General features: G+C 69.6%; 19 protein-coding genes. 13 read left to right on the top strand and 6 right to left on the bottom strand.

What is annotated here, in order from left to right:
• The first annotated feature begins 370 nt into the window (after nucleotides 1-370).
• From Pth03_RS02730 to araA, 4 genes are read left to right on the top strand one after another with little or no spacing between them, the layout of a single operon-like run.
• Entirely contained in the window at nucleotides 371-1363 is a 993-nt protein-coding gene (locus tag Pth03_RS02730) for a LacI family DNA-binding transcriptional regulator (RefSeq protein WP_203942505.1), read from the top strand.
• A 49-nt stretch (nucleotides 1364-1412) separates the two neighbouring features.
• The gene (gene araB, locus Pth03_RS02725) at nucleotides 1413-3062 is read left to right on the top strand and encodes a ribulokinase (RefSeq protein ID WP_239118710.1); all 1650 of its coding nucleotides are present in this window, start codon (nucleotides 1413-1415) and stop codon (nucleotides 3060-3062) included.
• Nucleotides 3059-3718 carry an L-ribulose-5-phosphate 4-epimerase gene (locus tag Pth03_RS02720; RefSeq protein WP_203942447.1) on the top strand — a complete coding sequence of 220 codons (660 nt, stop codon included), beginning with the start codon at nucleotides 3059-3061 and terminating at the stop codon, nucleotides 3716-3718. The genes araB and Pth03_RS02720 overlap by 4 nt, the downstream gene beginning before the upstream one ends.
• Nucleotides 3715-5196: an L-arabinose isomerase gene (gene araA, locus Pth03_RS02715; protein ID WP_203942446.1), complete on the top strand. Its 1482-nt coding sequence runs from the start codon at nucleotides 3715-3717 to the stop codon at nucleotides 5194-5196. Before Pth03_RS02720 ends, araA begins: the two co-directional genes overlap by 4 nt.
• Nucleotides 5197-5293: 97 nt before the next feature.
• Here the strand turns inward: araA and Pth03_RS02710 are convergent, their stop codons facing one another.
• Nucleotides 5294-5965 (bottom strand): hypothetical protein, encoded by a 672-nt coding sequence (locus Pth03_RS02710; RefSeq protein WP_203942445.1) that lies wholly within the window; start codon nucleotides 5963-5965, stop codon nucleotides 5294-5296.
• 239 nt (nucleotides 5966-6204) lie between these two features.
• Complete coding sequence (locus tag Pth03_RS02705; RefSeq protein WP_239118709.1) at nucleotides 6205-7032, bottom strand: class I SAM-dependent methyltransferase; 828 nt, start codon at nucleotides 7030-7032, stop codon at nucleotides 6205-6207.
• A 70-nt stretch (nucleotides 7033-7102) separates the two neighbouring features.
• On the opposite strand from Pth03_RS02705, the gene Pth03_RS02700 reads away from it, so the two are divergent.
• Nucleotides 7103-7705 (top strand): TetR family transcriptional regulator, encoded by a 603-nt coding sequence (locus tag Pth03_RS02700; protein WP_203942444.1) that lies wholly within the window; start codon nucleotides 7103-7105, stop codon nucleotides 7703-7705.
• A gap of 9 nt (nucleotides 7706-7714) precedes the next feature.
• Here the strand turns inward: Pth03_RS02700 and Pth03_RS02695 are convergent, their stop codons facing one another.
• The gene (locus tag Pth03_RS02695) at nucleotides 7715-8233 is read right to left on the bottom strand and encodes a MarR family winged helix-turn-helix transcriptional regulator (RefSeq protein ID WP_239118708.1); all 519 of its coding nucleotides are present in this window, start codon (nucleotides 8231-8233) and stop codon (nucleotides 7715-7717) included.
• Between the two features lie 173 nt (nucleotides 8234-8406).
• On the opposite strand from Pth03_RS02695, the gene Pth03_RS02690 reads away from it, so the two are divergent.
• Both Pth03_RS02690 and Pth03_RS02685 read left to right on the top strand, forming a co-directional pair.
• Complete coding sequence (locus Pth03_RS02690) at nucleotides 8407-8859, top strand: TetR/AcrR family transcriptional regulator C-terminal domain-containing protein (RefSeq protein WP_203942501.1); 453 nt, start codon at nucleotides 8407-8409, stop codon at nucleotides 8857-8859.
• A gap of 107 nt (nucleotides 8860-8966) precedes the next feature.
• Nucleotides 8967-9833, top strand: coding sequence for an alpha/beta fold hydrolase (locus Pth03_RS02685; RefSeq protein WP_203942443.1), 867 nt, complete (start codon nucleotides 8967-8969; stop codon nucleotides 9831-9833).
• Between the two features lie 173 nt (nucleotides 9834-10006).
• On the opposite strand, the gene Pth03_RS02680 is transcribed toward Pth03_RS02685, so the two are convergent.
• Nucleotides 10007-10612, bottom strand: a complete 606-nt coding sequence (locus tag Pth03_RS02680; RefSeq protein ID WP_203942442.1) for a TetR/AcrR family transcriptional regulator — start codon at nucleotides 10610-10612, stop codon at nucleotides 10007-10009.
• A gap of 184 nt (nucleotides 10613-10796) precedes the next feature.
• On the opposite strand from Pth03_RS02680, the gene Pth03_RS02675 reads away from it, so the two are divergent.
• The gene (locus Pth03_RS02675; protein ID WP_203942441.1) at nucleotides 10797-11513 is read left to right on the top strand and encodes an SDR family NAD(P)-dependent oxidoreductase; all 717 of its coding nucleotides are present in this window, start codon (nucleotides 10797-10799) and stop codon (nucleotides 11511-11513) included.
• A gap of 293 nt (nucleotides 11514-11806) precedes the next feature.
• Entirely contained in the window at nucleotides 11807-12721 is a 915-nt protein-coding gene (locus Pth03_RS02670; RefSeq protein WP_203942440.1) for an SDR family oxidoreductase, read from the top strand.
• A 33-nt stretch (nucleotides 12722-12754) separates the two neighbouring features.
• Here Pth03_RS02670 and Pth03_RS02665 read toward each other — a convergent pair whose 3' ends face one another.
• Nucleotides 12755-14353: an alkaline phosphatase D family protein gene (locus Pth03_RS02665; protein ID WP_203942439.1), complete on the bottom strand. Its 1599-nt coding sequence runs from the start codon at nucleotides 14351-14353 to the stop codon at nucleotides 12755-12757.
• A gap of 434 nt (nucleotides 14354-14787) precedes the next feature.
• On the opposite strand from Pth03_RS02665, the gene Pth03_RS02660 reads away from it, so the two are divergent.
• The 4 genes from Pth03_RS02660 (at nucleotide 14788) to Pth03_RS02645 (ending at nucleotide 18727) form a co-directional block, all read left to right on the top strand.
• A complete protein-coding gene (locus Pth03_RS02660) occupies nucleotides 14788-16008 on the top strand; it encodes a beta-ketoacyl-[acyl-carrier-protein] synthase family protein (RefSeq protein WP_203942438.1) in 1221 nt (406 codons plus the stop codon).
• 220 nt (nucleotides 16009-16228) lie between these two features.
• Nucleotides 16229-17698: an APC family permease gene (locus Pth03_RS02655; RefSeq protein ID WP_203942437.1), complete on the top strand. Its 1470-nt coding sequence runs from the start codon at nucleotides 16229-16231 to the stop codon at nucleotides 17696-17698.
• The gene (locus Pth03_RS02650) at nucleotides 17695-18291 is read left to right on the top strand and encodes a GNAT family N-acetyltransferase (RefSeq protein WP_203942436.1); all 597 of its coding nucleotides are present in this window, start codon (nucleotides 17695-17697) and stop codon (nucleotides 18289-18291) included. The genes Pth03_RS02655 and Pth03_RS02650 overlap by 4 nt, the downstream gene beginning before the upstream one ends.
• A gap of 61 nt (nucleotides 18292-18352) precedes the next feature.
• Nucleotides 18353-18727 carry a hypothetical protein gene (locus tag Pth03_RS02645; protein ID WP_203942435.1) on the top strand — a complete coding sequence of 125 codons (375 nt, stop codon included), beginning with the start codon at nucleotides 18353-18355 and terminating at the stop codon, nucleotides 18725-18727.
• Between the two features lie 54 nt (nucleotides 18728-18781).
• On the opposite strand, the gene Pth03_RS02640 is transcribed toward Pth03_RS02645, so the two are convergent.
• A complete protein-coding gene (locus tag Pth03_RS02640) occupies nucleotides 18782-20092 on the bottom strand; it encodes a M1 family metallopeptidase (RefSeq protein WP_203942434.1) in 1311 nt (436 codons plus the stop codon).
• Nucleotides 20093-20119: the final 27 nt, after the last annotated feature.

Genomic DNA, 20119 nt, shown 5'->3' with positions numbered 1-20119 from the left:
TAGGTCGCCAGCTGCGAAGGCTCGGGCTGTCGTCTGATCCTGGGATCGGTAGTGTTATCGCTAACATTCCTACTGTCAATAGACCGCGATAACGTCGCCGTAACAAGGGGGCAATCATTCACTACCCCTCTTCGTAACCTGAACGTAATCAACGTCCCGCTTGACTCGACAGGTTGTTAACGCTCACAGTCGTGGTCTAGCGACCGCGGTTTATTGACGGGCGCCGGCCGGTGGACACTGTTCAGTGGGCGTTCGTCTCCCCGGCGGGCGCGCTTCGGTGATCATGGATCATCGGGCGGGGGGCCAGGTGGTCGATCGGGCGCGAAAGGAGCCGGTGTTGGGATCGAGTGCGGGAGGTCGCCCGCCGGTCATGGCCGATGTGGCCAAGGCCGCAGGTGTGTCGCACCAGACGGTCTCGCGGGTGCTCAACGAGCATCCGAACGTCCGCGCCGAGACCCGCGATCGGGTCCTCAAGGCGATCGACCGGCTCGGGTACCGCCGCAACATGGTCGCGCGCGCCCTCGTGACCCGCCACTCGCGCACGCTGGGCGTGGTCAGCTTCGACACCATCCTGTACGGCCCGGCCAGCACCGTCTACGGCATCGAGCAGGCCGCCAGAGACGCCGGCTACTTCGTCAGCATCGTCAGCCTGCGCACCATCGACAGGGCCGGCGTGCGTGACGCCATCGACTATCTGACCGAGCAGGGCGTCGACGGCATCGTGGTCGTCGCGCCGCAGCGGTCGGCGGCCAGCGCGCTGGAGGACCTGCCCCGGGGCATTCCCGTGGTCGCCGTCGAAGGCGGTCACGGAGGCGCGGCCCCGGTGATCTGCGTCGATCAGGCCGAGGGAGCGAGACTCGCCACCGCCCACCTGCTCGACTTCGGGCACGAGACGGTCTGGCATGTAAGGGGTCCGCAGGACTGGCTGGAGGCCGAGGGCCGCATCGAGGGGTGGGAGGCCGCGCTGACCGCCGCCGGGCGGGAGATCCCCGACGTGTTGTCCGGCGACTGGAGCCCGCGCTCGGGCTACGAGGCGGGCAAGCGGCTTGCCGCGATGGCCGACGAGGTGAGCGCGGTGTTCGTCGCCAACGACCAGATGGCGCTCGGTGTGCTTCGCGCCTTCACCGAGGAGGGGGTGCGGGTGCCCGACCAGATCAGCGTGGTCGGCTTCGACGACATCCCCGAGTCGGAGTTCTTCTCCCCGCCGCTGACCACCGTGCGCCAGGATTTCGGCGCCGTCGGCCGGCACAGCATCGACGTGCTCCTCAAGCAGATCGAGGCCGAGGGGCGGGGCGAGACGGAGCGTTTCGTCGTGCCCCCCGATCTCGTGGTCCGGGCCAGCAGCGCTCCCCGGAACTCCTAGCACCGCAGACGTGACCCGGCAAGCAGTCCCCGTCCCCGTTGGAGTAAATGTGAGCGATAACAACGAGCGCTATGTGATCGGTGTCGATTTCGGCACGCTTTCCGGCCGCGCCGTCGTCGTGCGGGTGAGCGACGGGGCCGAGTTGGGCAGCGCGGTCCACGAATACACCCACGGAGTCATCGAAGACGTCCTTCCCGGCACCACGGTCAGGCTGGGGCCCGACTGGGCGCTGCAGTCGCCGGAGGACTGGCGCGACGTGCTGCGCATCGCCGTCCCCAAGGCGCTGGCGGTCGCCGGAGTCGCCCCGGCCGACGTGATCGGCATCGGCACCGACTTCACCGCCTGCACGATGTTGCCCACCACGGCCGACGGCGCGCCCCTCAGCGAACTGCACCCCGACCGGCCGCACGCCTGGCCCAAGCTGTGGAAACACCACGCGGCTCAGGCGCAGGCCGACCGCATCAACGCCCTCGCCGCCGAGCGCGGAGAGCCGTGGCTGCCGCGCTACGGCGGAAAGATCTCCTCCGAGTGGGAGTTCGCCAAAGGTCTGCAGGCGCTCGAAGAAGACCCGGAGATCTACGGACTGGCCGAGCGCTGGATCGAGGCCGCCGACTGGATCATCTGGCAGCTCACCGGAGTGGAGACCCGCAACATCTGCACGGCGGGATACAAGGGCATCCACCAGGACGGCCGCTATCCGAGTCAGGACTTCCTCGGCGCGCTCAATGCGGGCTTCGCCGGATTCACCGCCACGCTCGGGCGGGAGCTCGCCCGCCTCGGCGGGCTCGCCGGACGGCTGACCGCGCAGGCCGCGCAGTGGACCAGGCTGCCCGAAGGCATCGCGGTCGCCGTGGGCAACGTCGACGCGCACGTCACGGCCGCCGCCGCCGACGCCGTACGGCCAGGCCAGATGGTCGCCATCATGGGCACCTCGACCTGCCACATCATGTCCTCCGGCGAGCTGGCCGAGGTCCCCGGCATGTGCGGCGTGGTCCGCGATGGGATCGTGCCCGGCCTGTGGGGCTACGAGGCCGGGCAGTCGGCGGTCGGGGACATCTTCGCCTGGTTCGTCGAGACCTCGGTGCCCGCCGCCTACAGCGAGCGCGCCGCCGAGCTCGGCATCAGCGTGCACGACCACCTGACGGCGCTCGCCGAGCGGCAGGAGGTGGGCGCGCACGGGCTCGTCGCGCTCGACTGGCACGGCGGCAACCGGTCGGTGCTCGTCGACCACAACCTGTCCGGGGTGATCGTCGGCCAGACGCTCGCGACGGCACCCGAGGACGTCTACCGCGCGCTCATCGAGGCCACCGCGTTCGGCGCCCGCGTCATCGTGGAGACCTTCGAGGCGTCCGGCGTGCCCGTCGAGGAGTTCATCGTCGCGGGCGGCCTGCTGAAGAACCGGTTCCTCATGCAGGTCTACAGCGACGTGCTGCGCCGCCCGCTGTCGGTGATCGGGTCCGACCAGGGCCCCGCCCTCGGCTCGGCCATCCACGCGGCCGTCGCGGCCGGCGCCTACGCCGACATCACCGAGGCCTCCGCCGCGATGGGCAAGCGCACATCCGGCGCCTATGTCCCCGACCCGCGTCGAGCCGACGCCTACGACCGGCTCTACGCCGAATATCGCCACCTGCACGACCATTTCGCGGACGGCGGGCTGCTGCACCGGCTCCGCGCGATCAGAAACGAGGCCACGGCATGATCGAGCAGCTCCGGGAGGCCGTGTGCGGCCTGCACGCCGAGCTGGTGCGCTACAACCTCGTCGCCTGGACGGCGGGCAACGTCTCCGGCCGCGTGCCGGGCGAGGACCTGTTCGTCATCAAGCCGAGCGGTGTCTCCTACGACGACCTCACCCCGGCGTCGATGGTGGTCTGCGACCTCGACGGCGAGGTCGTCGAGGGCGACTACGCGCCGTCAAGCGACACCGCGGCGCACGCCTACGTCTACCGCCACATGCCCGAGGTCGGCGGCGTCGTGCACACCCATTCGACCTACGCCTCGGCGTGGGCGGCGCGGGCCGAGCCGATCCCCTGCGTGCTCACCGCGATGGCCGACGAGTTCGGCGGCGAGATCCCCGTTGGGCCGTTCGCGCTGATCGGCGGCGACGACATCGGCAGGGGAGTGGTCGAGGTGCTCTCCGGTCACCGCTCGCCCGCCGTCCTCATGCAGAATCACGGCGTCTTCAGCATCGGCGACTCCCCGAAGGCCGCGGTGAAGGCCGCGGTGATGTGCGAGGACGTCGCCCGGACCGTGCACGTCTCACGCCAGCTCGGCGACCCCGTGCCGATCAAGCAGGACGACATCGACCGTCTCTACGACCGCTACCAGAACGTTTATGGGCAGAGGAGCTCGCGTTGAAGATCTGGTTTCTGACCGGCAGCCAGGGCTTGTACGGCGAGGACACGCTCAACCAGGTGGCCGAGCAGTCCCGCGAGATCGCGCGCGAACTCGGGGAGGCGCTGCCGTTCGAGCTGGTCTGGCTGCCCGTGCTCACCGACGCCGCCGCGATTCGCCGGGTGTGCCTGGAGGCCAACTCCGACGACGAGTGCATCGGGCTGATCGCGTGGATGCACACGTTCTCGCCCGCGAAGATGTGGATCGCCGGCCTCGACGCGCTGCGCAAGCCGCTGGTGCATCTGCACACGCAGGCCAACCGTGAGCTGCCATGGAGCACCATCGACATGGACTTCATGAACCTCAACCAGGCGGCGCACGGCGACCGTGAGTTCGGCTACATCCAGACGCGCCTCGGGGTCGCGCGCAAGACCGTCGCCGGTCACGTCAGCGACCCGTCGGTGGCCGCGCGCATCTCGGTCTGGGCACACGCGGCGGCCGGGCGCGCCGAGGTCGCCTCGCTCAAGCTCGCACGCTTCGGCGACAACATGCGCGACGTGGCCGTCACCGAAGGCGACAAGGTCGAGGCCCAGCTCAAGTTCGGCGTTTCCGTGAACACGTACGGCGTCAACGACCTCGTCGAGGCCGTGGACGCCGCCGCGGACGCGGATGTGACGGCGTTGGTCAAGGAGTACGAGGAGCTCTACCAGGTGGCGCCCGAGCTGCGGGCGGGCGGCGACCGGCACGACTCGCTGCGCTACGCGGCCCGCATCGAGCTGGGACTGCGGGGCTTCCTGGAAGCGGGCGGCTTCAAGGCGTTCACCACCAACTTCGAGGACCTCGGCGGCTTGCGGCAACTGCCCGGCCTGGCCGTACAACGCCTGATGGCCGACGGCTACGGCTTCGGCGGCGAAGGCGACTGGAAGACCTCGGTGCTGCTGCGCACCCTGAAGAAGACGGCCGAGGGACTGCCCGGCGGCACCTCCTTCATGGAGGACTACACCTACAACCTCACGCCAGGGGAGGAGCTGATCCTCGGTGCTCACATGCTGGAGGTCTGCCCGACCATCTCCGGCGGCACCCCGTCGTGCGAGATCCACCCGCTGGGCATCGGCGGCAGGGAGGACCCGGTGCGCCTGGTCTTCGACGCCGCCCCCGGCCCCGCCGTCGTGGTGGGCCTGGCCGACATGGGGGACAGGTTCCGCCTGGTCGCCAACGAGATCGACGTGGTGGCGCCGCCGGAGCCGCTGCCGAAGCTCCCCGTCGCCCGCGCGGTCTGGAAGCCCCGGCCCGACATGCGCACCTCCACCGAGTCGTGGCTGACCGCCGGAGGCCCGCACCACACCGTGTTGTCGGCCGCCGTCGGAGCGGACGAGCTCACCGACCTGGCCGACATGCTCGGCGTGGAGCTGGTCGTCATCGACGCAGAGACCACCGCGCGCGGCTTCGCCAAGGAGCTGCGCTGGAACCAGGCCTACTACCGCCTCGCGCGCGGCCTGTAACGCATTTCCCTCGTACGGCCGGCTGAGCCGGCCCAGCCGTACCCGCCGGGCGGGGCCATCGTGGATGGGTCCCGCCCGGCGTCATTCGTCCGGCCGATCAATCGGCTGTCACGGAGCGCCGGCGCCGCTCCTGAAGGAAACGGACGACGACGAAGCCGATGCTCGCGGCGGCCCCTGTCCACACGATCGTCTTCCCTATGGTCTCGACCACCTCGTTCCTGCCGGGTGGGAGCACGACCATCTGTACGGCGGCGCCGACCGGCACGGTCAGTCTCGCGAACAAGCCGATCGCTCCCGGTCGCCTGACGCATGCACCGACGGCGCCCAAGGGTGCTCCGAAGATGACGCCGGCGACCCACCACACGGGCTGTTGGGACTCGTACCAGGGGCCGCCGCTGCGGATGGTGTCGGCGACGCTGTAGGCGGCCGTGGCCGCGAGCAGGGCCAGCACACCGGCGGCAGCACCCTGCGCCGGCGCCGCGCGACGGCTCCCCTCGGCGCGGGTGAGCAGCCACCCCGCTGCGACCGCCAATCCCGCCCAAGCCCAGCCGGAGTCGAGCAGCACGCTCACGATTTCCGCGGCCGACCACCCGCTGGTGGTATAGGCACTGCTTTCAAGGTCGGCGGAGTTGTGGGAGACGGCGTTCACGAGGGAGGTCGCCGCACCGAATCCCGCTCCGACCGCCAGGGCCTGTACCAGGATCACCACGAGGCGGGTCACAGGCGAGCGGGCCTGCCGTCGACCGCCATGTCGCTGGTCGTCAGTCACGATGCCTTCAGGTCTGCGGGCGCCTCCGGGAGGCCCGCCGGCGCCGTGGGGAACAAGAGAAAGCGGGTCGCCATCCCGTCTCCAACCGGGCATGGAATGCGCGAACCATCCCGAACCGTAGCAGTGATGATCAATACCAGGCGGCGGAACCCGCGTAATCGCAGGCCGGACGAAAATCCGCTGGCGTCCGCGGCGACGGCAGAGACTGAGTGGCGGGGTGCCGGCACCTGCCCGGCATGTCAGGCGGCGCCGGTTCGCTCCGCGGTGACCACCAGCGTGGCGAAGGGCATCGTGAAGCCGCCGCCCATCGCGTCGATCGCGGCCCCGACGCGCTCCAGCACCTCCGCCAGCTTGTCCGGCGGAAGCAGGGTGAGGGCGCCGGACGTGGGCAACTGGTCCAGCCATTCATCGCGGGTGTAGGTCCGCTCCCCGTCGAATCGCCACTGTTCGGGGTCGCCGAACCCGCCCACTTCTCGGATCCCGTCGGCGGCCTTGGTGAGCAGCGACTGATGGGAGTCCAGGGCCGACCTCGTCGCCCGGAAGGTGAACGGCGAGTTGGGCATCACCCGCCGGTAGACCGCGGCGAAGGCCTCCGACACGGCGGGCGGGGGCTCGGACACGTGCCAGAACGCCGCCAGCCGGCCGCCGGGACGCAGCACCTGTGCCGCCTTGGCCGCTCCGGCGAGCGGATCGACCCAGTGCCATGGCGTCCCCGCGATGACCGCGTCGAATTCCCGGCCGGCGGGATCCCAGGCTTCGAACGTCGCGACCTCGACCTCGAGCCCGCCGCGCCGAGCGAACTCGGCCATCCGTTCGTCGGGTTCGACGCCCAGCACATTGCAGCCCGCTGCGTGGAACTGCCGGGCTGCTATGCCCGTGCCGCAGCCCACGTCGAGCACGTCCGGTCCGGGGGAGGCGGCGACGATCCGCTCCACCATGGCGCCGGGATAGCGGGGCCGGACGCGATCGTAGCGTTCGGCGTCCACGCCGAACGACTCCGCCATCTGCCTGGCCTTATGAGGCTCGTTCTCGGAGGGGTGTGATTGGTCCGACCGTATAGTGGTCATGCGCCCACCATAGTGGGCGCTCGCCCACTATCCAATGGGTTTCGCCGAGCGAAGAAGGGCAGGACGCGCAGTGCCGACAGGGGTAGCGCTCCGCGACGTGCGCGAGCAGTTGTTCGATGCCGCCGAGCGCATACTGCTCAGGGACGGGCCGAGTGCGCTGACCAGCCGGGCGGTCACCATGGAGGCAGGCTGCGCCAAGGGCGTCCTGCACCGGCACTTCGACGACTTCGACGCGTTCCTCGCCGAGTTCGTGTTCGACCGCATCCACCGGATGGACGCCCACGCCGCCGCCCTGCGCGACCTCGCCGGGACCGGCACCGTCGCCGACAACCTCACCGACGCGCTGACGGCCCTGTTCGGGTCGGTCGCCGTGGCGATCGTCCCCCTCCTCACCTTCCGGGACGAGGTGCGCGCCCGGCTGCGCCGGGCATGGCCGGCCGGCGTCCCGGTCCTGACGGAGGCCTGCACCATGATCGCCTCCTACCTCGCCGCGGAGCGCGACCTCGGCCGCATCGCGGCCGAGGCCGACATCGAGACGCTCGCCCCCACGCTGATCGGGGCCGGCCACCTGCTGTTCGCCGACCGCAAGGGCGCCCCACCGGAGGCCGGCGCCGTACGCAAGATGGTGTCCACGGTCCTCGCCGGCGTCGTCGTGCAGGAACCGCTGTTCTGACCGGCGACCTCAGGGCACGTCGCTGTCGCCGCCCAGGTTGGCGATCATCCGGCGAAGGACGCCGAGCGCGGCCACGTACTCGTCCGTCGTGATGCCGTCATGGATCTGCCGGTTGACCTCGGCCAGCCTGGCGTGGGAGCGGAGCCGTCCCTCCTCCCCGGCGTCGGTGATCGTCAAGGCTTCGCCCTGCTCCGTCACCCATCCTCGCGCCATCAGGTCGTCGAAGACCGTCGCGAAGTCGATCCCGAGGTCGTCGTAGGGTGCCAGGCGCTCGGTGAGCCGGGCGCGGCTCCATTCGCCGGGCGCTCCCGCGATGTGGTTGAGCGTCCACCAGTGCGGCTGGGTGAGCTGCTCGACGGCCAACTCCGAGCGGATACGCCCCACCACCGCCCGATAGGCCGCCCCGCTCCAGTAACCGATGGGCTGGGCGGCCAGTTGCTCCTTGGGGTAGTCGCGAATGGTGACGATGACTGCCTCCCACGTGTGACGACGCGAACACCGTAAAACGTGAACCTTGGTTGAGGTCAAGGACGTCCCGGTCTCCGCCAGGGGGCGTCAGAGCGACAGGGCGTTCTTGGCCCGCTCGACCGACTCCCCGGCGGGCGGGCCGCCGGGGTTCTCCGTGGCCAGCGCCTGGTTGAGCTCGACGAACGGCCGCATGCGGTCCTCGTAGCGGCCCTCCCGAAGGCTGGCGGAGCCGCCTGGAACTGGGCGCGCAGAAGCTGTGGACCGTCTTCCGCAGGCACCCGTGGCTGGCCCAGCTCGGCTCGCTCACCCGCCCCCTGCTGCTGCCCAACCTGATGACCCACGCGGAGTGGGCGCTGAGCGCGCTGGAAGGCCACGGCCTCGACCCCGTGACCATGCTGGACGTGCACGCGCTGCTGTACTGCTACGTCGAGGGCGTCGCGGTCAACCTGGAGCGGGAGACGCAGGCGGCGGCCGCGACCGGGTTGTCGGGCGACGAGTGGATCGAGCAGCAGGCCGCCGCCTTCCCCGTCGCCGTCGACGAGACCCGGCGTCCGGCCCTCTTCAAGGTGTTCAAGGCCGTGGAGTCCGCCGACGGCTACGACCTGCGCCTGGACGCGTTGTTCACGCTCGGCCTGACCTCGCTGCTCGACGGCCTGGCCGCCGTCGTCGAACGACCGGCGTCCTGATCCTCCCGCTCGCCCTTGGACGTCAGGTTTCGTCCTTCGCGTCGCGGACACGGTCCTCTTCGGCGCCGATCGATGATCGGCGTGTAGATCGGCCAAGGGGGTTTTCGATGGTCGACATCCATCACCGCACGACGAAGGTCGGCGGCCACGAGGTCTTCTACCGGGAGGCGGGCCTGCACGACGCGTTCCCCGTGGTCCTGCTGCACGGCTTTCCGGCCAGCTCGCACATGTTCCGGCGGCTCATCCCCGCGCTCGCCGACCGTTACCGGGTGATCGCGCCCGACTACCTCGGGTTCGGCTATTCCGCCGCCCCGTCGCCGAAGGAGTTTCCGTACACCTTCGACGCGCTCACGGAGGTCACGCACGGCCTGCTCGAACAGCTCGGCCTGCACGGTTACGCGATCTACGTGCAGGACTACGGGGCCCCGGTCGGGTGGCGGCTGGCCCTGGAACCGTCGGCTCCGGTGCGCGCGATCGTCACTCAGAACGGCAACGGTTACACCGAGGGTTTCGTCGAGCCGTTCTGGGCTCCGATCTGGGCCTACGCCGACGACCCCGGCCCGGACAACGAGGAGCCCGTACGGCAGGCCTTCACGCTGGAGGCGATCCGCTGGCAGTACGAGCACGGCGTGCCCGACCCGTCGCTGATCAGCCCGGACGCCTGGACGCACGACCACACGCGGATCAGCCGCCCGGGCAACGACGAGATCCAGCTCGCCCTGTTCCGCGACTACGTCAGCAACCTGGAGGTGTACCCGAGGCTCCATGAGTACTTCCGCACGAGCCAGGTGCCGCTGCTCGCCGTGTGGGGGGCGGGCGACGGGATCTTCGGCCCGGACGGCGCGCGGGCGTTCGCCCGTGACCTGTCCGACGCTGAGATCCACCTTCTCGACGCGGGGCACTTCGCTCTGGAAAGCGAGCTGGACACGATCGCGGGCTACATGAGGGGATTCCTCGGCAGGGTCGTCGGCTGATCACCGGTCCCGAGCGCGGCGGCGAGCATGGTCACCCGGCCGGACACGGCGGGTGAGCGACTCGTTCCTCATCACCGGCGGGATGCCCAAGCCGAAGAGGCGGTACGTCAGTCTCTCCCTCGGCAAGGCAGGGGTGCGCACGCTGGTCACCCTGCTCGACCGTTGTGAGAACGCTAGCTGCGTACCGCAGCCAGGCCCTCGTCGTACAGGTCAAGAATGTCGCCCTGCCCGTTGCCCTCGAGCCACGTCGCAGTGGCGGCGTCGAAGCACGCGAACGCTGTCGCAACGATGGCGCGGGCTTGCCCTCTGTCCGTCCCCGAGGGCGCCAGTCTGGCTTCGAGCAGTGGCAGTAGCTCCTCCTGGCAGCGCACGCGCTTCCCAAGATAGGCGGCGCGCAGCGAGTCGGTGTGGTGCACCAAGCGGAAGCGCTCTAGCGCCTGCTCGGGACTTGTATGGAGGGAGAGCGCGGCCTTGAATGCGGCACGCAACGCCTCCCACGCGCCGGCATCGACGGGCTGCTTGCGGACGGTTTCCGTCAGGAGGGTGACGAACCCCTCCTCGCTGCCGCCGATGAGGTCTTCCTTGGTGCCGAAGTAACGGAAGAGGGTGCGCTGGGAGACGCCGGCCTCGCGGGCGATCTGCGCGATGGTCGTCTCGTCGTACCCCTGCTGCGTGAACAGGCGCAACGCGGTTTGGAGGATCTCTTGGGCGGCCAGTTGCCGCGTCCGATCCCACAGCGTGGACGTAGTCGCCCCTTTGCCTTGTGTTCCCTGCGTCATGTCATCAGCTTAGCCTTGCCTGCCAATCTGGCATTCGCAAGCGGTTTGGCAGTCGCTGCCAACCGGGCGTACGCTGTCGTGGAAGCGGCACCGGGCACCTGCACGGCGCTTTGCCTACCAGTTCCTTTCCGACTACGGCGACAGGGCTGGAGGCGCCCCCGCGCGATCAGCAAGGAGAACAACCGTGACAGCAAAGACAGCACTCATCACCGGCGGAACCAGCGGGATCGGCAAGGCCACCGCAGAACTCCTCCACTCGCGCGGCTATCGCGTCATGGTCACCGGCCTCGGCGACATCGATGGCGCCGGCCTTCCCGGAGACGTCATCGCTGTCGAGGCCGACGCCGGCTCCCTGACCGACATCGACCAGGCCGTGGACCAGGCGCGCGAGCACCTGGGCTCCCTCGACCTGCTCTACCTCAACGCGGGCATCTCTCGGCCCGGCCCGATCGAGTCCATCGACGAGGCCGCCTTCGACGCCCTGTTCAACATCAACGTCAAGGGCAACTTCTTCACACTTCAAAAGGCGCTCCCCCTGCTGAACGAAGGCGCGTCCGTGGTGTTCACCGTCGGCGCCGGCGAGGGACTCGGCGCCGCCATGACCGCTGCCAAGGGAGCTCTGCTGCCTCTCGTGCGCTCCATGGCCATCGAACTCGCACCACGCCGCATCCGGGTCAACGCGGTAAGCCCCGGCCTGGTCAACACCCCCGCGTACAGCAAGATGGGTATCTCCCAGGACACGATCGCCTCCTGGGGCGAAGGCGTTCCCCTCGGCCGCGTCGGAGCCCCTGCCGACATTGCCGAAGCCGTCGCCTTCCTCGCATCCGACGGCGCCAGCCTCATAACGGGCGACAATCTGATCGTCTCCGGCGGCATCGGCGTCCACACCCGCCCTATGTAGGTGATGGCGGCGGCCGCGAGCCGATCAGCGCCCTCGTGAGCTTCTGACGCTCCGCCGTCGTCCTCGTCCAGCTCCGATGCGTCCGGATCCCGCAAGGGACGTAAGGCGGAGGCGGAGGCGGTGAAGCTGTAGCGGCCGAGCAGGTTGAGGTCGCGGAGTGGATCGCGAAGGACCGAACCCGCACTCAGACCCTGCGCCAGACCCCCGGTTACGGCTTCGGAAGAACAGGGCCGGGACCGGGAGGCTACGGCGGCTGACGGTTTTTTGTCGGTCGCCTGTGTCAGCATCACGCGATGGGCCAATCACTGAAAGGGAAGATCGCACTCGTCGCCGGTGCCACACGCGGCGCGGGCCGGGCCATCGCGGTGCAACTCGGGGCGGCGGGAGCGACCGTCTACGTCACCGGGCGCAGCGTTCGCGGGCGCCGCTCGGAGATCGACCGGCCGGAGACGATCGAGGAGACGGCCGAGATGGTGAACGCCGCCGGCGGCGAGGGGATCGCCGTCCAGGTCGACCACCTCGAGTCCGAGCAGGTCCGTGCCCTGGTGGAGCGCGTCGACCGCGATCACGGCCGTCTCGACGTGCTGGTGAACAACATCTGGGGCGGCGAACTGATGTTCAGCTGGGACAAGCCCCTGTGGGAGCACGACCTGGAGACGGGTCTGCGGATCCTGCGTCTGGCCGTCGACACGCACATCATCACCAGCCACCACGCGCTGCCGCTGCTCATCAGGAACCCGGGCGGCCTCGTCGTCGAGATCAACGACGGCACCGCCGACTACAACGCGGAGCACTACCGCGTCTCCTTCTTCTACGACCTGGCCAAGACGTCGGTGAACCGGCTGGCGTTCGCCCAGGCCACAGAACTGGCCTCACACGGCGCGACCGCGGTGTCGCTGACGCCGGGCTGGATGCGCTCCGAGATCATGCTGGATGCCTACGGCGTCACCGAGGACAACTGGCGGGACGCGCTGACGGCGCAGCCGCACTTCGCCATCTCGGAGTCGCCCTCCTACGTCGGGCGTGCCGTCGTGGCGCTCGCCGCCGACCCCGGCGTGCACCGCTGGAACGGGCAGTCGTTGTCCAGCGGGCAACTCGCCAAGGTCTACGGCTTCACCGACATCGACGGCAGCCGGCCTGACGCGTGGCGTTACATGGTCGAGGTCCAGGACGCGGGCAAGCCCGCCGACGTGACGGGCTACCGCTGAGCCCGGACACGCCGGCGGGTGGTGCGGAACCGCTTACAGCCGCCGTGCGCCCGGCGTGCCGTTGTTGGTCACGAATGTGGCGAGGGTGTACAGCGGAGCATCCGGGACCGAGACGCTGTCGGACACGCGGAACTCGGCCCGCCACTGCTCCGGCGTGACCTCGACCCGGATGTAACCGCGCTGCCCGTTCTGGAGCATCATGTGCGGGTTGTCCGTGGTGGGGCCGTACACGGTCGAGTTGGGGTTGCCGTCGCCGCCGCTGCTGATCGACGTGCCGAGGTACTCGGTGGCCACGGTCTCGGAGTTCGGGTCGTTGAAGTCGGCCTTGAGGTTGAACACCCAGTTCTTGTGCGCGTCGCCGGTGATGATGACCGGGTTGGACGGCCGGTGCGCGGCGATGTACTGGAGCAGTTGGTCGCGGTCGGCGACGTAGCCTTCTCCCCAGTTGTCCGTGCCGCTGTAGTCCAGGCCGGGTCCGACTCTGCGGTCGTACGGCGCGAACTTCGTCTGGTTTCCGAGGATGTTCCAGCGGGCGGTCGACGTGGCCAGACCCTCCTGGAGCCACTGCTCCTGCGCGTCGCCGAGGATCGTGCGGTTCGGGTCGAGTTCACCGGGGGAGTAGCCGTTGACGGCGGTGGCGGCGCTCCACTTGGCCTGCACGGACCGGTACTGCCGGGTGTCGAGCATGTGGAACAGGGCGAGGTCGCCGAAGCGTACGCGCCGGTAGAGCCGGATGTCCGGACCGACCGGCAGCGACGAGCGCCGCAGCGGCATGTTCTCGTAATACGCCTGATAGGCCGCCGCGCGTCGGGCGAGGAACTCCTCGCCCGACTGGCCGCCGCCGGTGTCGCCGGCGTAGTTGTTGGTCACCTCATGGTCGTCGGGGACGACGAGGAAGGGCAACGTGCTGTGGGCGGCCTGCAGCAGCGGGTCGGCCTTGTACTGCGCGTGCCGGATCCGGTAGTCGGCCAGCGTCGTGATCGTCTTGGCCGGCACGTGAGAGCGGCCGATGGTGCTGGGGCCGGGGCCCTCATAGATGTAGTCGCCAAGGAAAACGACCAGGTCCAGGTCTGAGGCGACGATGTCGCGATAGCTGGGGAAGTAGCCATTCGAGTAGTTCTGGCAGCTCGTGACGGCGAGCCGTAGCCGTTCGACGGACGCGTCGAAGGCGGGTGCCGTCTTCGTACGGCCGACCGGGCTGATCGTCGGCCCGAACCGGAACCGGTAGAAGTACTCCCGGGCTGGCTTCAGCCCGGACAGTTCCACGTGTACCGAGTGACCGAGTTCCGGCGTGGCCTCGACCGCACCGCGGCGGACGATCCGGGCGAACTTCTCGTCCTCGGCGACCTCGTAGCGGACCCCGAACGTCTCCGCGGGCATGCCGCCGTTGCCGTCCTCGGCGAGTGGATCAGGGGCGAGGCGGGTCCAGAGGACGACGCCGTCCGGCAGGGGGTCGCCGGAGGCCACGCCTAGGCTGAACGGGTGGTCGAAGAAGGGCGGGCTGGCCGCTGCCCGCTGCGGCCTGGTGGCCGCGTCGCCGACGATCGCGGCTGCTGTCAGGCCTCCCAGGGCCAGAACGTGACGTCGGTTCAGCCGGCCCGAGGTGGGGTGTGAGGCATCGGGATTACTCATGGTCTTTGAGGGCTCTTTCCGGTCATGTCCGAAATGGCGGACATGACCGTGTCACCCGACCATGCATATTCGATCAATGGGATGCCACGAGGGGGGGAACTTTGGCTTGAGAAGGATCTTTATGCGCTCGCCGGCGTGCACCTGCGATTCACGTTGCGGTGAACCTTGACTGATCGAGCGGTGACGTGTCCGCGGTGATCTGTCCTGAAAGGGGCGATGATCAGTTGCTGGCCGAGCGGTCGCCGCCGGTCGTGCCACGCCGTGCCGATCATCGGGTCCGGAATCGCCGGCGGCGCGATGGTGATCAGCGCATCGGCGACAAATCTCCCGCGCCATTTTCGTTGATCACGTCACCTGCCCGGCTGTCGGCGGCCCTGGCAGCGTTGACGTGGGGCGCATCGACGGCGCCTTCACCGACGAAAAAGGGGGACGGCATGACGACGGGTGCTTCGGTCACCGGGCTGGGAGCCACCACGCCGCTGGGCGGAGATGTGGCCTCCACGTGGGCCGCCATGCTCGAGGGGCGATCCGGCATCAGCCTGATCGAGGACGATTGGGCACACGATCTGCCCGTACGCATCGCGGGGCGCATGCGTGTCGATCCCGCCGAGGTGCTCGGCCGGGTCAAGGCCAGGAGGCTGGACCGCTGCCAGCAGGCCGCCCTCGTCGCGGCGCAGCAGGCGTGGGCGGACGCGGGCGCGCCCGAGGTCGAGCCCGAACGCCTCGCGGTGGTCATCGGCACGGGGGTGGGCGGCATGCTGACCACGCTCGCTCAGGACGACCTGATGGAGGCGGACGGGCCGAAGAAGGTGTCACCGTACACGGTGCCGATGCTCATGCCGAACGGCCCCGCAGCCACAGTCAGCATCGAATTCGGCGCCAAGGGTGGCGCGCACACGCCGGTGAGCGCGTGCGCGTCCGGCGCCGAGGCGATCGCGATGGGCCTGGACCTCATCCGGCTCGGCCGCGCCGACGTGGTGATCGCCGGTGGGGCGGAGGCGTGCGTGCACCCGCTGACGCTGGCCGGCTTCGCGCAGGCCAGGGCGCTGTCCAGGCGCAACGACGCCCCGCAGGAGGCTTCCCGGCCGTTCGACGCCGGGCGTGACGGATTCGTGCTCGGCGAGGGAGCCGCGGTGGTCGTGCTGGAACGCGAGGGCTTCGCCGCGGCTCGTGTCGGCCAGGGTGGCGCCCGGGTGCACGCCACGCTGGCCGGCGCGGGCACCACGTCCGACGCCCACCACATCACGGCGGCCGACTCGGCCGGGCAGGTGCGCGCGATGAGGCTCGCCCTGGCCTCGGCGGAGCTCAGCCCGCTCGAGGTCGGGCACGTCAACGCGCATGCCACCTCCACCCCGAGCGGCGATCTGACGGAGACCCTGTCGATCACCAAGGCGCTCGGCACGCATCCGGCGGTCACCGCCACCAAGTCGATGACCGGGCACATGTGCGGGGCCGCGGGGGCGATGGGCGCGATCGCGACGATCCTCGCCCTCCGCGACGGCGTCGTCCCCGCCACCGTCAACGTGGACGACCTCGACCCTGAGGTGAAGCTCGATGTCGTCATCGGAGGGCCGCGTCAGGGCGGGTGGACGGCGGCGATGACCAATTCGTTCGGCTTCGGCGGGCACAACGCGTCGCTGGCCTTCATTCGCTGATCTGGTTCGACGGATCGGAGACCGGCGAAATCACGGCCACTGGTGACATGCGCGACAAATCGCTTTACGATCACCAACCGTGTGGGGCCGATGATCCGCGCTTCACCATCAACGGTCGCAAAATCCCCTACCGAACCGCCCTGCCGCAGGGTCGCATCCGCACCATAGCCGTCATCAGCCTCCACCGCTGAAATCACCCCCCAAATTCCGCGGAGCTGTGATGTCCCAAACCGAACTACGGGCGAGTGCCGGATCGACGGCCCTCGCCGGGAACCGCCTCGGCGTTCCCTCCGTCGTCTTCTTCGTCATCTCGGCAGCGGCGCCGCTGACCGTCGTCGCGGGCGTGGTGACCACCGCCTACGCCGCGACCGGTGTCACCGGTGTGCCGCTGGCCTTCATCCTGCTCGGCGCGATCCTCGCCGTGTTCTCCGTCGGGTACGTGACGATGGCCCGGCATGTCGTCAACGCCGGGGCGTTCTACGCCTACACGGCCAAAGGGCTCGGCCGCCCGGTCGGCGTGGCCACCGCCTGGGTCGCGCTTCTCGCCTACAACGCCCTGCAGGTCGGCCTGTACGGCGTGATCGGCTCGGCGGCCCAGCCCCTGCTCGCCGACTGGTTCGGCATCAACCCCGACTGGTGGGTGATCGCGCTGGTCGTCTGGGCGCTCACCGGGGTGCTCGGCCTCATGCGGGTCGACGTGAACGGGAAAGTGCTGTCGGTCCTTCTCGTGACCGAGATCGCGGTCGTCGTGGTGTTCGACGTGGCCGACCTGCTCCACCCGGCGGCGTCCGGCTACAGCCTCGACGTCTTCAGCCCGTCGAGCCTGTTCGTTCCCGGCATCGGCGGAGTGATCGCGATCTGCGTGGCCGCCTTCTCGGGCTTCGAGTCGTCGGTGGTCTTCTCCGAGGAGACCAGGGACCCGAAGCGTACGGTGCCGGTCGCGACCTTCGCCGCGCTGGCCATCATCGCCGGTCTGTACGCGTTGTCGTCGTGGGCGCTGACGGTGCCGGTCGGATCGGACAAGGTCGCGGCGGCCTCACGGGAGCAGGGGCCGGGACTGCTGTTCGGGCTGGCAGGCGAGTACCTCGGCTCGACGGTGGCGACGATCGGCTCGGTGCTGTTCGTGACCAGCATCGTCGCGGCGCTGATCGCCTTCCACAACACGACCTCCCGCTACATCTTCGCCCTGGGCAGGGAGCGGGTGCTGCCCGCCGTCTTCGGCCGCACGGCGCAGCCCACCGGAGCCCCGGCCGCCGGCTCGATCGCTCAGAGCGTGGTCGGGCTGGCCGTCATCGTCCTGTACGCGGCCACCGGCATGGATCCCCTCGTCCAGCTCTTCTTCACCGTCGGGGCCTTCGGCGGTCTGGGCATCCTGCTGCTGCTGGCGGCCACGTCGGTCGCCGTGTTCGCCTTCTTCGCCAGGAACCCCGGCGGCGAGAGCACGTGGCGGACCAAGGCCGCCCCCGCCATCTCCGCCGTGCTGCTGGTCGTCGTGCTGGCACTGGCCCTGGTCAACTTCGACACCGTGCTGGGCGTGGCCCCCGACTCTCCGCTCCGCTGGGTGCTGCCCGGGGTCTACTTCGTCGCCATCGCGCTGGGCGTCGTGTGGGGCCTGGTTCTGCGGGCCGGTCGGCCGGAGATCTACGCCAAGATCGGTACGGGCGCCGCGGCGGAGGGGGAGAAGGAATGACGACCGGCATCGCCCGCGTCGAGAACGCCGCCGGAGCGGCCGAGAAGGTCGGCGCGGTCATCGCCGAGTCCTTCCATGACCTGGCGGTCTCGACCTGGCTCGTCCCGCCGGACGAGGACCGGCGGCGCGTCCTGCCGGCCCAGTTCTCGATGCTCACCGAGCACGCCCTCGCACACGGTGAGGTCTACGCGACGGACGACATGTCGGCGGTGGCCGTGTGGTTCCACAACGACGGGACACCGCCGCCAGAGATCCCCGGCGAGGCGGAGCGCGTGGCCGCGTTCGCCGGACGGCACTCGAGACGTCTCGCCCAGCTCGATACGGAGATGGCCAAGCACCATCCTCATGATCCGCATCACTACCTGGCGTTCCTCGCCGTGGTGCCGGAACGGCAGGGACAGGGTCTGGGCACCCGACTGCTGGCCGAGCACCACGCCGCGCTCGACGGGTCGGGTGTGGCGGCGTACCTGGAGGCGAGCAACGCCCGCAGCCGCGAGTTCTACCTGCGTCACGGGTACAGCGACCTGGGCACGCCGCTGATCCTGCCGGACGGCCCGCCCATGTTCCCGATGTGGCGCCCACCGGGTTCCTGAGCGCGAAATCCGAGATCCGCCGCCGTCACACCTGGTGACGGCGGCGGATATCTTGGACGAGATGGATGAGAACCGGGCACGACGCGTCGTCGACGCGCTGCGGGAACGTGGCATCAACGGCCATCTGGCCAGGGTCGGCGTGGATCAGTTCGGCATACGGGTGACCCTGCCCGACGGCCGTGAAGCGGATTGGGACACCGACGGCACGGCCGGTCTGGAAGCGCAGGTGATGCGCAACGGCATGCTGGTCGGCTATGTGCCCCAGATCGAGGGGTCGGAGGACTTCGACGAGCGGCAGGTCGTCGACGCCATCGCGCGGACCGACTATGACCAGCCCATCGCCCGGCAACGCGCGGTCGCGCCGCCGCCCGGCGAACCCCTGCCCCGGGTCGGCGGCCTCTTCCGCCGCTTTCTGGACGGCTTCCGCTACCGCTGACGGGTTCCTACCGGGCCGGTGTGAGGCCGTCGAGGAGCCCTGATCGATTCGCGGCTAGGGCAGGTAGGGAAGCCGGGCGTCGTACAGCCAGGTCCAGAAGAACGTGTCGAGCGGCCGGTGGGCGTAACGCTGAGCGTGCCCGATGAACTCGCGCGTCGTCACCACGCCGTACCGTTTCGCGGCCGTCCATTCGCGGACCATCGCGAAGAACGCGGCGTCGCCGAGCGTGCCCCGCAGGGCGTGCAGGGCCAGGGCTCCCCGCTTGTAGACCCGGTCGTCGAAGATGTTCTCCGGGCCGGGATCGGCGAGCACGAGATCCTGGGGGAGCGACGCGAGCCTGCGGTGCCACCGCCGCGCGTGCTCGCCCGCGGGTTCGTCGCCGGAGGCCTCCGACCACACCCATTCCGCGTAGGCGGAGAACCCTTCGTGCAGCCAGATGTCGCGCCAGTCGGCCAGGGTCAGGCTGTTGCCGAACCACTGGTGGGCGAGCTCGTGGGCGACGAGCCGTTCGCTGCGCCTGCGGCCGTCCACGTGGTTCCTGCCGAAGATCGACATGCCCTGCGCCTCGATCGGGATCTCCAGTTCGTCGTCGACCACGACGACGTTGTACGCGTCGAACGGGTAGGGCCCGAACCGCTCCGCGAAGACGGCCAGCATGTGCTCCTGGCGGCCGAAGTCGTGTTTCACCTGGGCGGCGAGCCGCCCCGGGAAGGCCAGCGACTGGGGGACCGTACCCGGCAGCTCGGCCCTCTGGTAGCGCCCGATCTGGACGCTCGCCAGATAGGTCGCCATCGGCTCGTCCTGCTCGTATACCCAGGTGGTCCCCGACGCGGCCCTGCTCTTGGAGACCAGACGCCCGTTGGCGATCACCTGATAGGCCGAGGCGGCGGTGACCGAGATCCTGTAGGAGGCCTTGTTCCCCGGCCTGTCGTTGCACGGGAACCACGACGGCGCGCCGATCGGCTGGCTGGCCACGATGACGCCGTCGGTCAGCTCCTCCCATCCGAGGTCACCCCAGTGGCTGCGCACCGGGCGGGGGCTTCCCGAATACCTGACCTCGGCGACGACCGCCTCGCCCGGCTCCAGTGGCCGCCCGGCCGAGAGCGTCAGCTTGTTCTCCCGGTGCGTGTACGGCACACGCTCTCCGTCGACGAGCACCTGGGAGACCCGGAAGGCACCGAGATCCAGCCTGAGCAGACTGAGCGGCTCAACGGCCACCAGGGTCAGCCGGGCGACCCCGTCCAGGCGGTTGGGGCCGATCCGGTAGTCCAGCGTCAGGTCGTAATGATCGACCCGGTGGTTCTCGTCGCCGTGCCTGGCGAAGTAGCGGTCGTGCACGCTCACGTTCCGTTTGGTTTCCAGCATCAGTCGGCAGCATCAGTCGGGCGGTAT

It is taken from the genome of Planotetraspora thailandica (assembly GCF_016863335.1).
GTDB classification, from domain to species: Bacteria; Actinomycetota; Actinomycetes; order Streptosporangiales; family Streptosporangiaceae; genus Planotetraspora; species Planotetraspora thailandica.
This window is presented reverse-complemented; position numbering and strand designations above follow the sequence as displayed.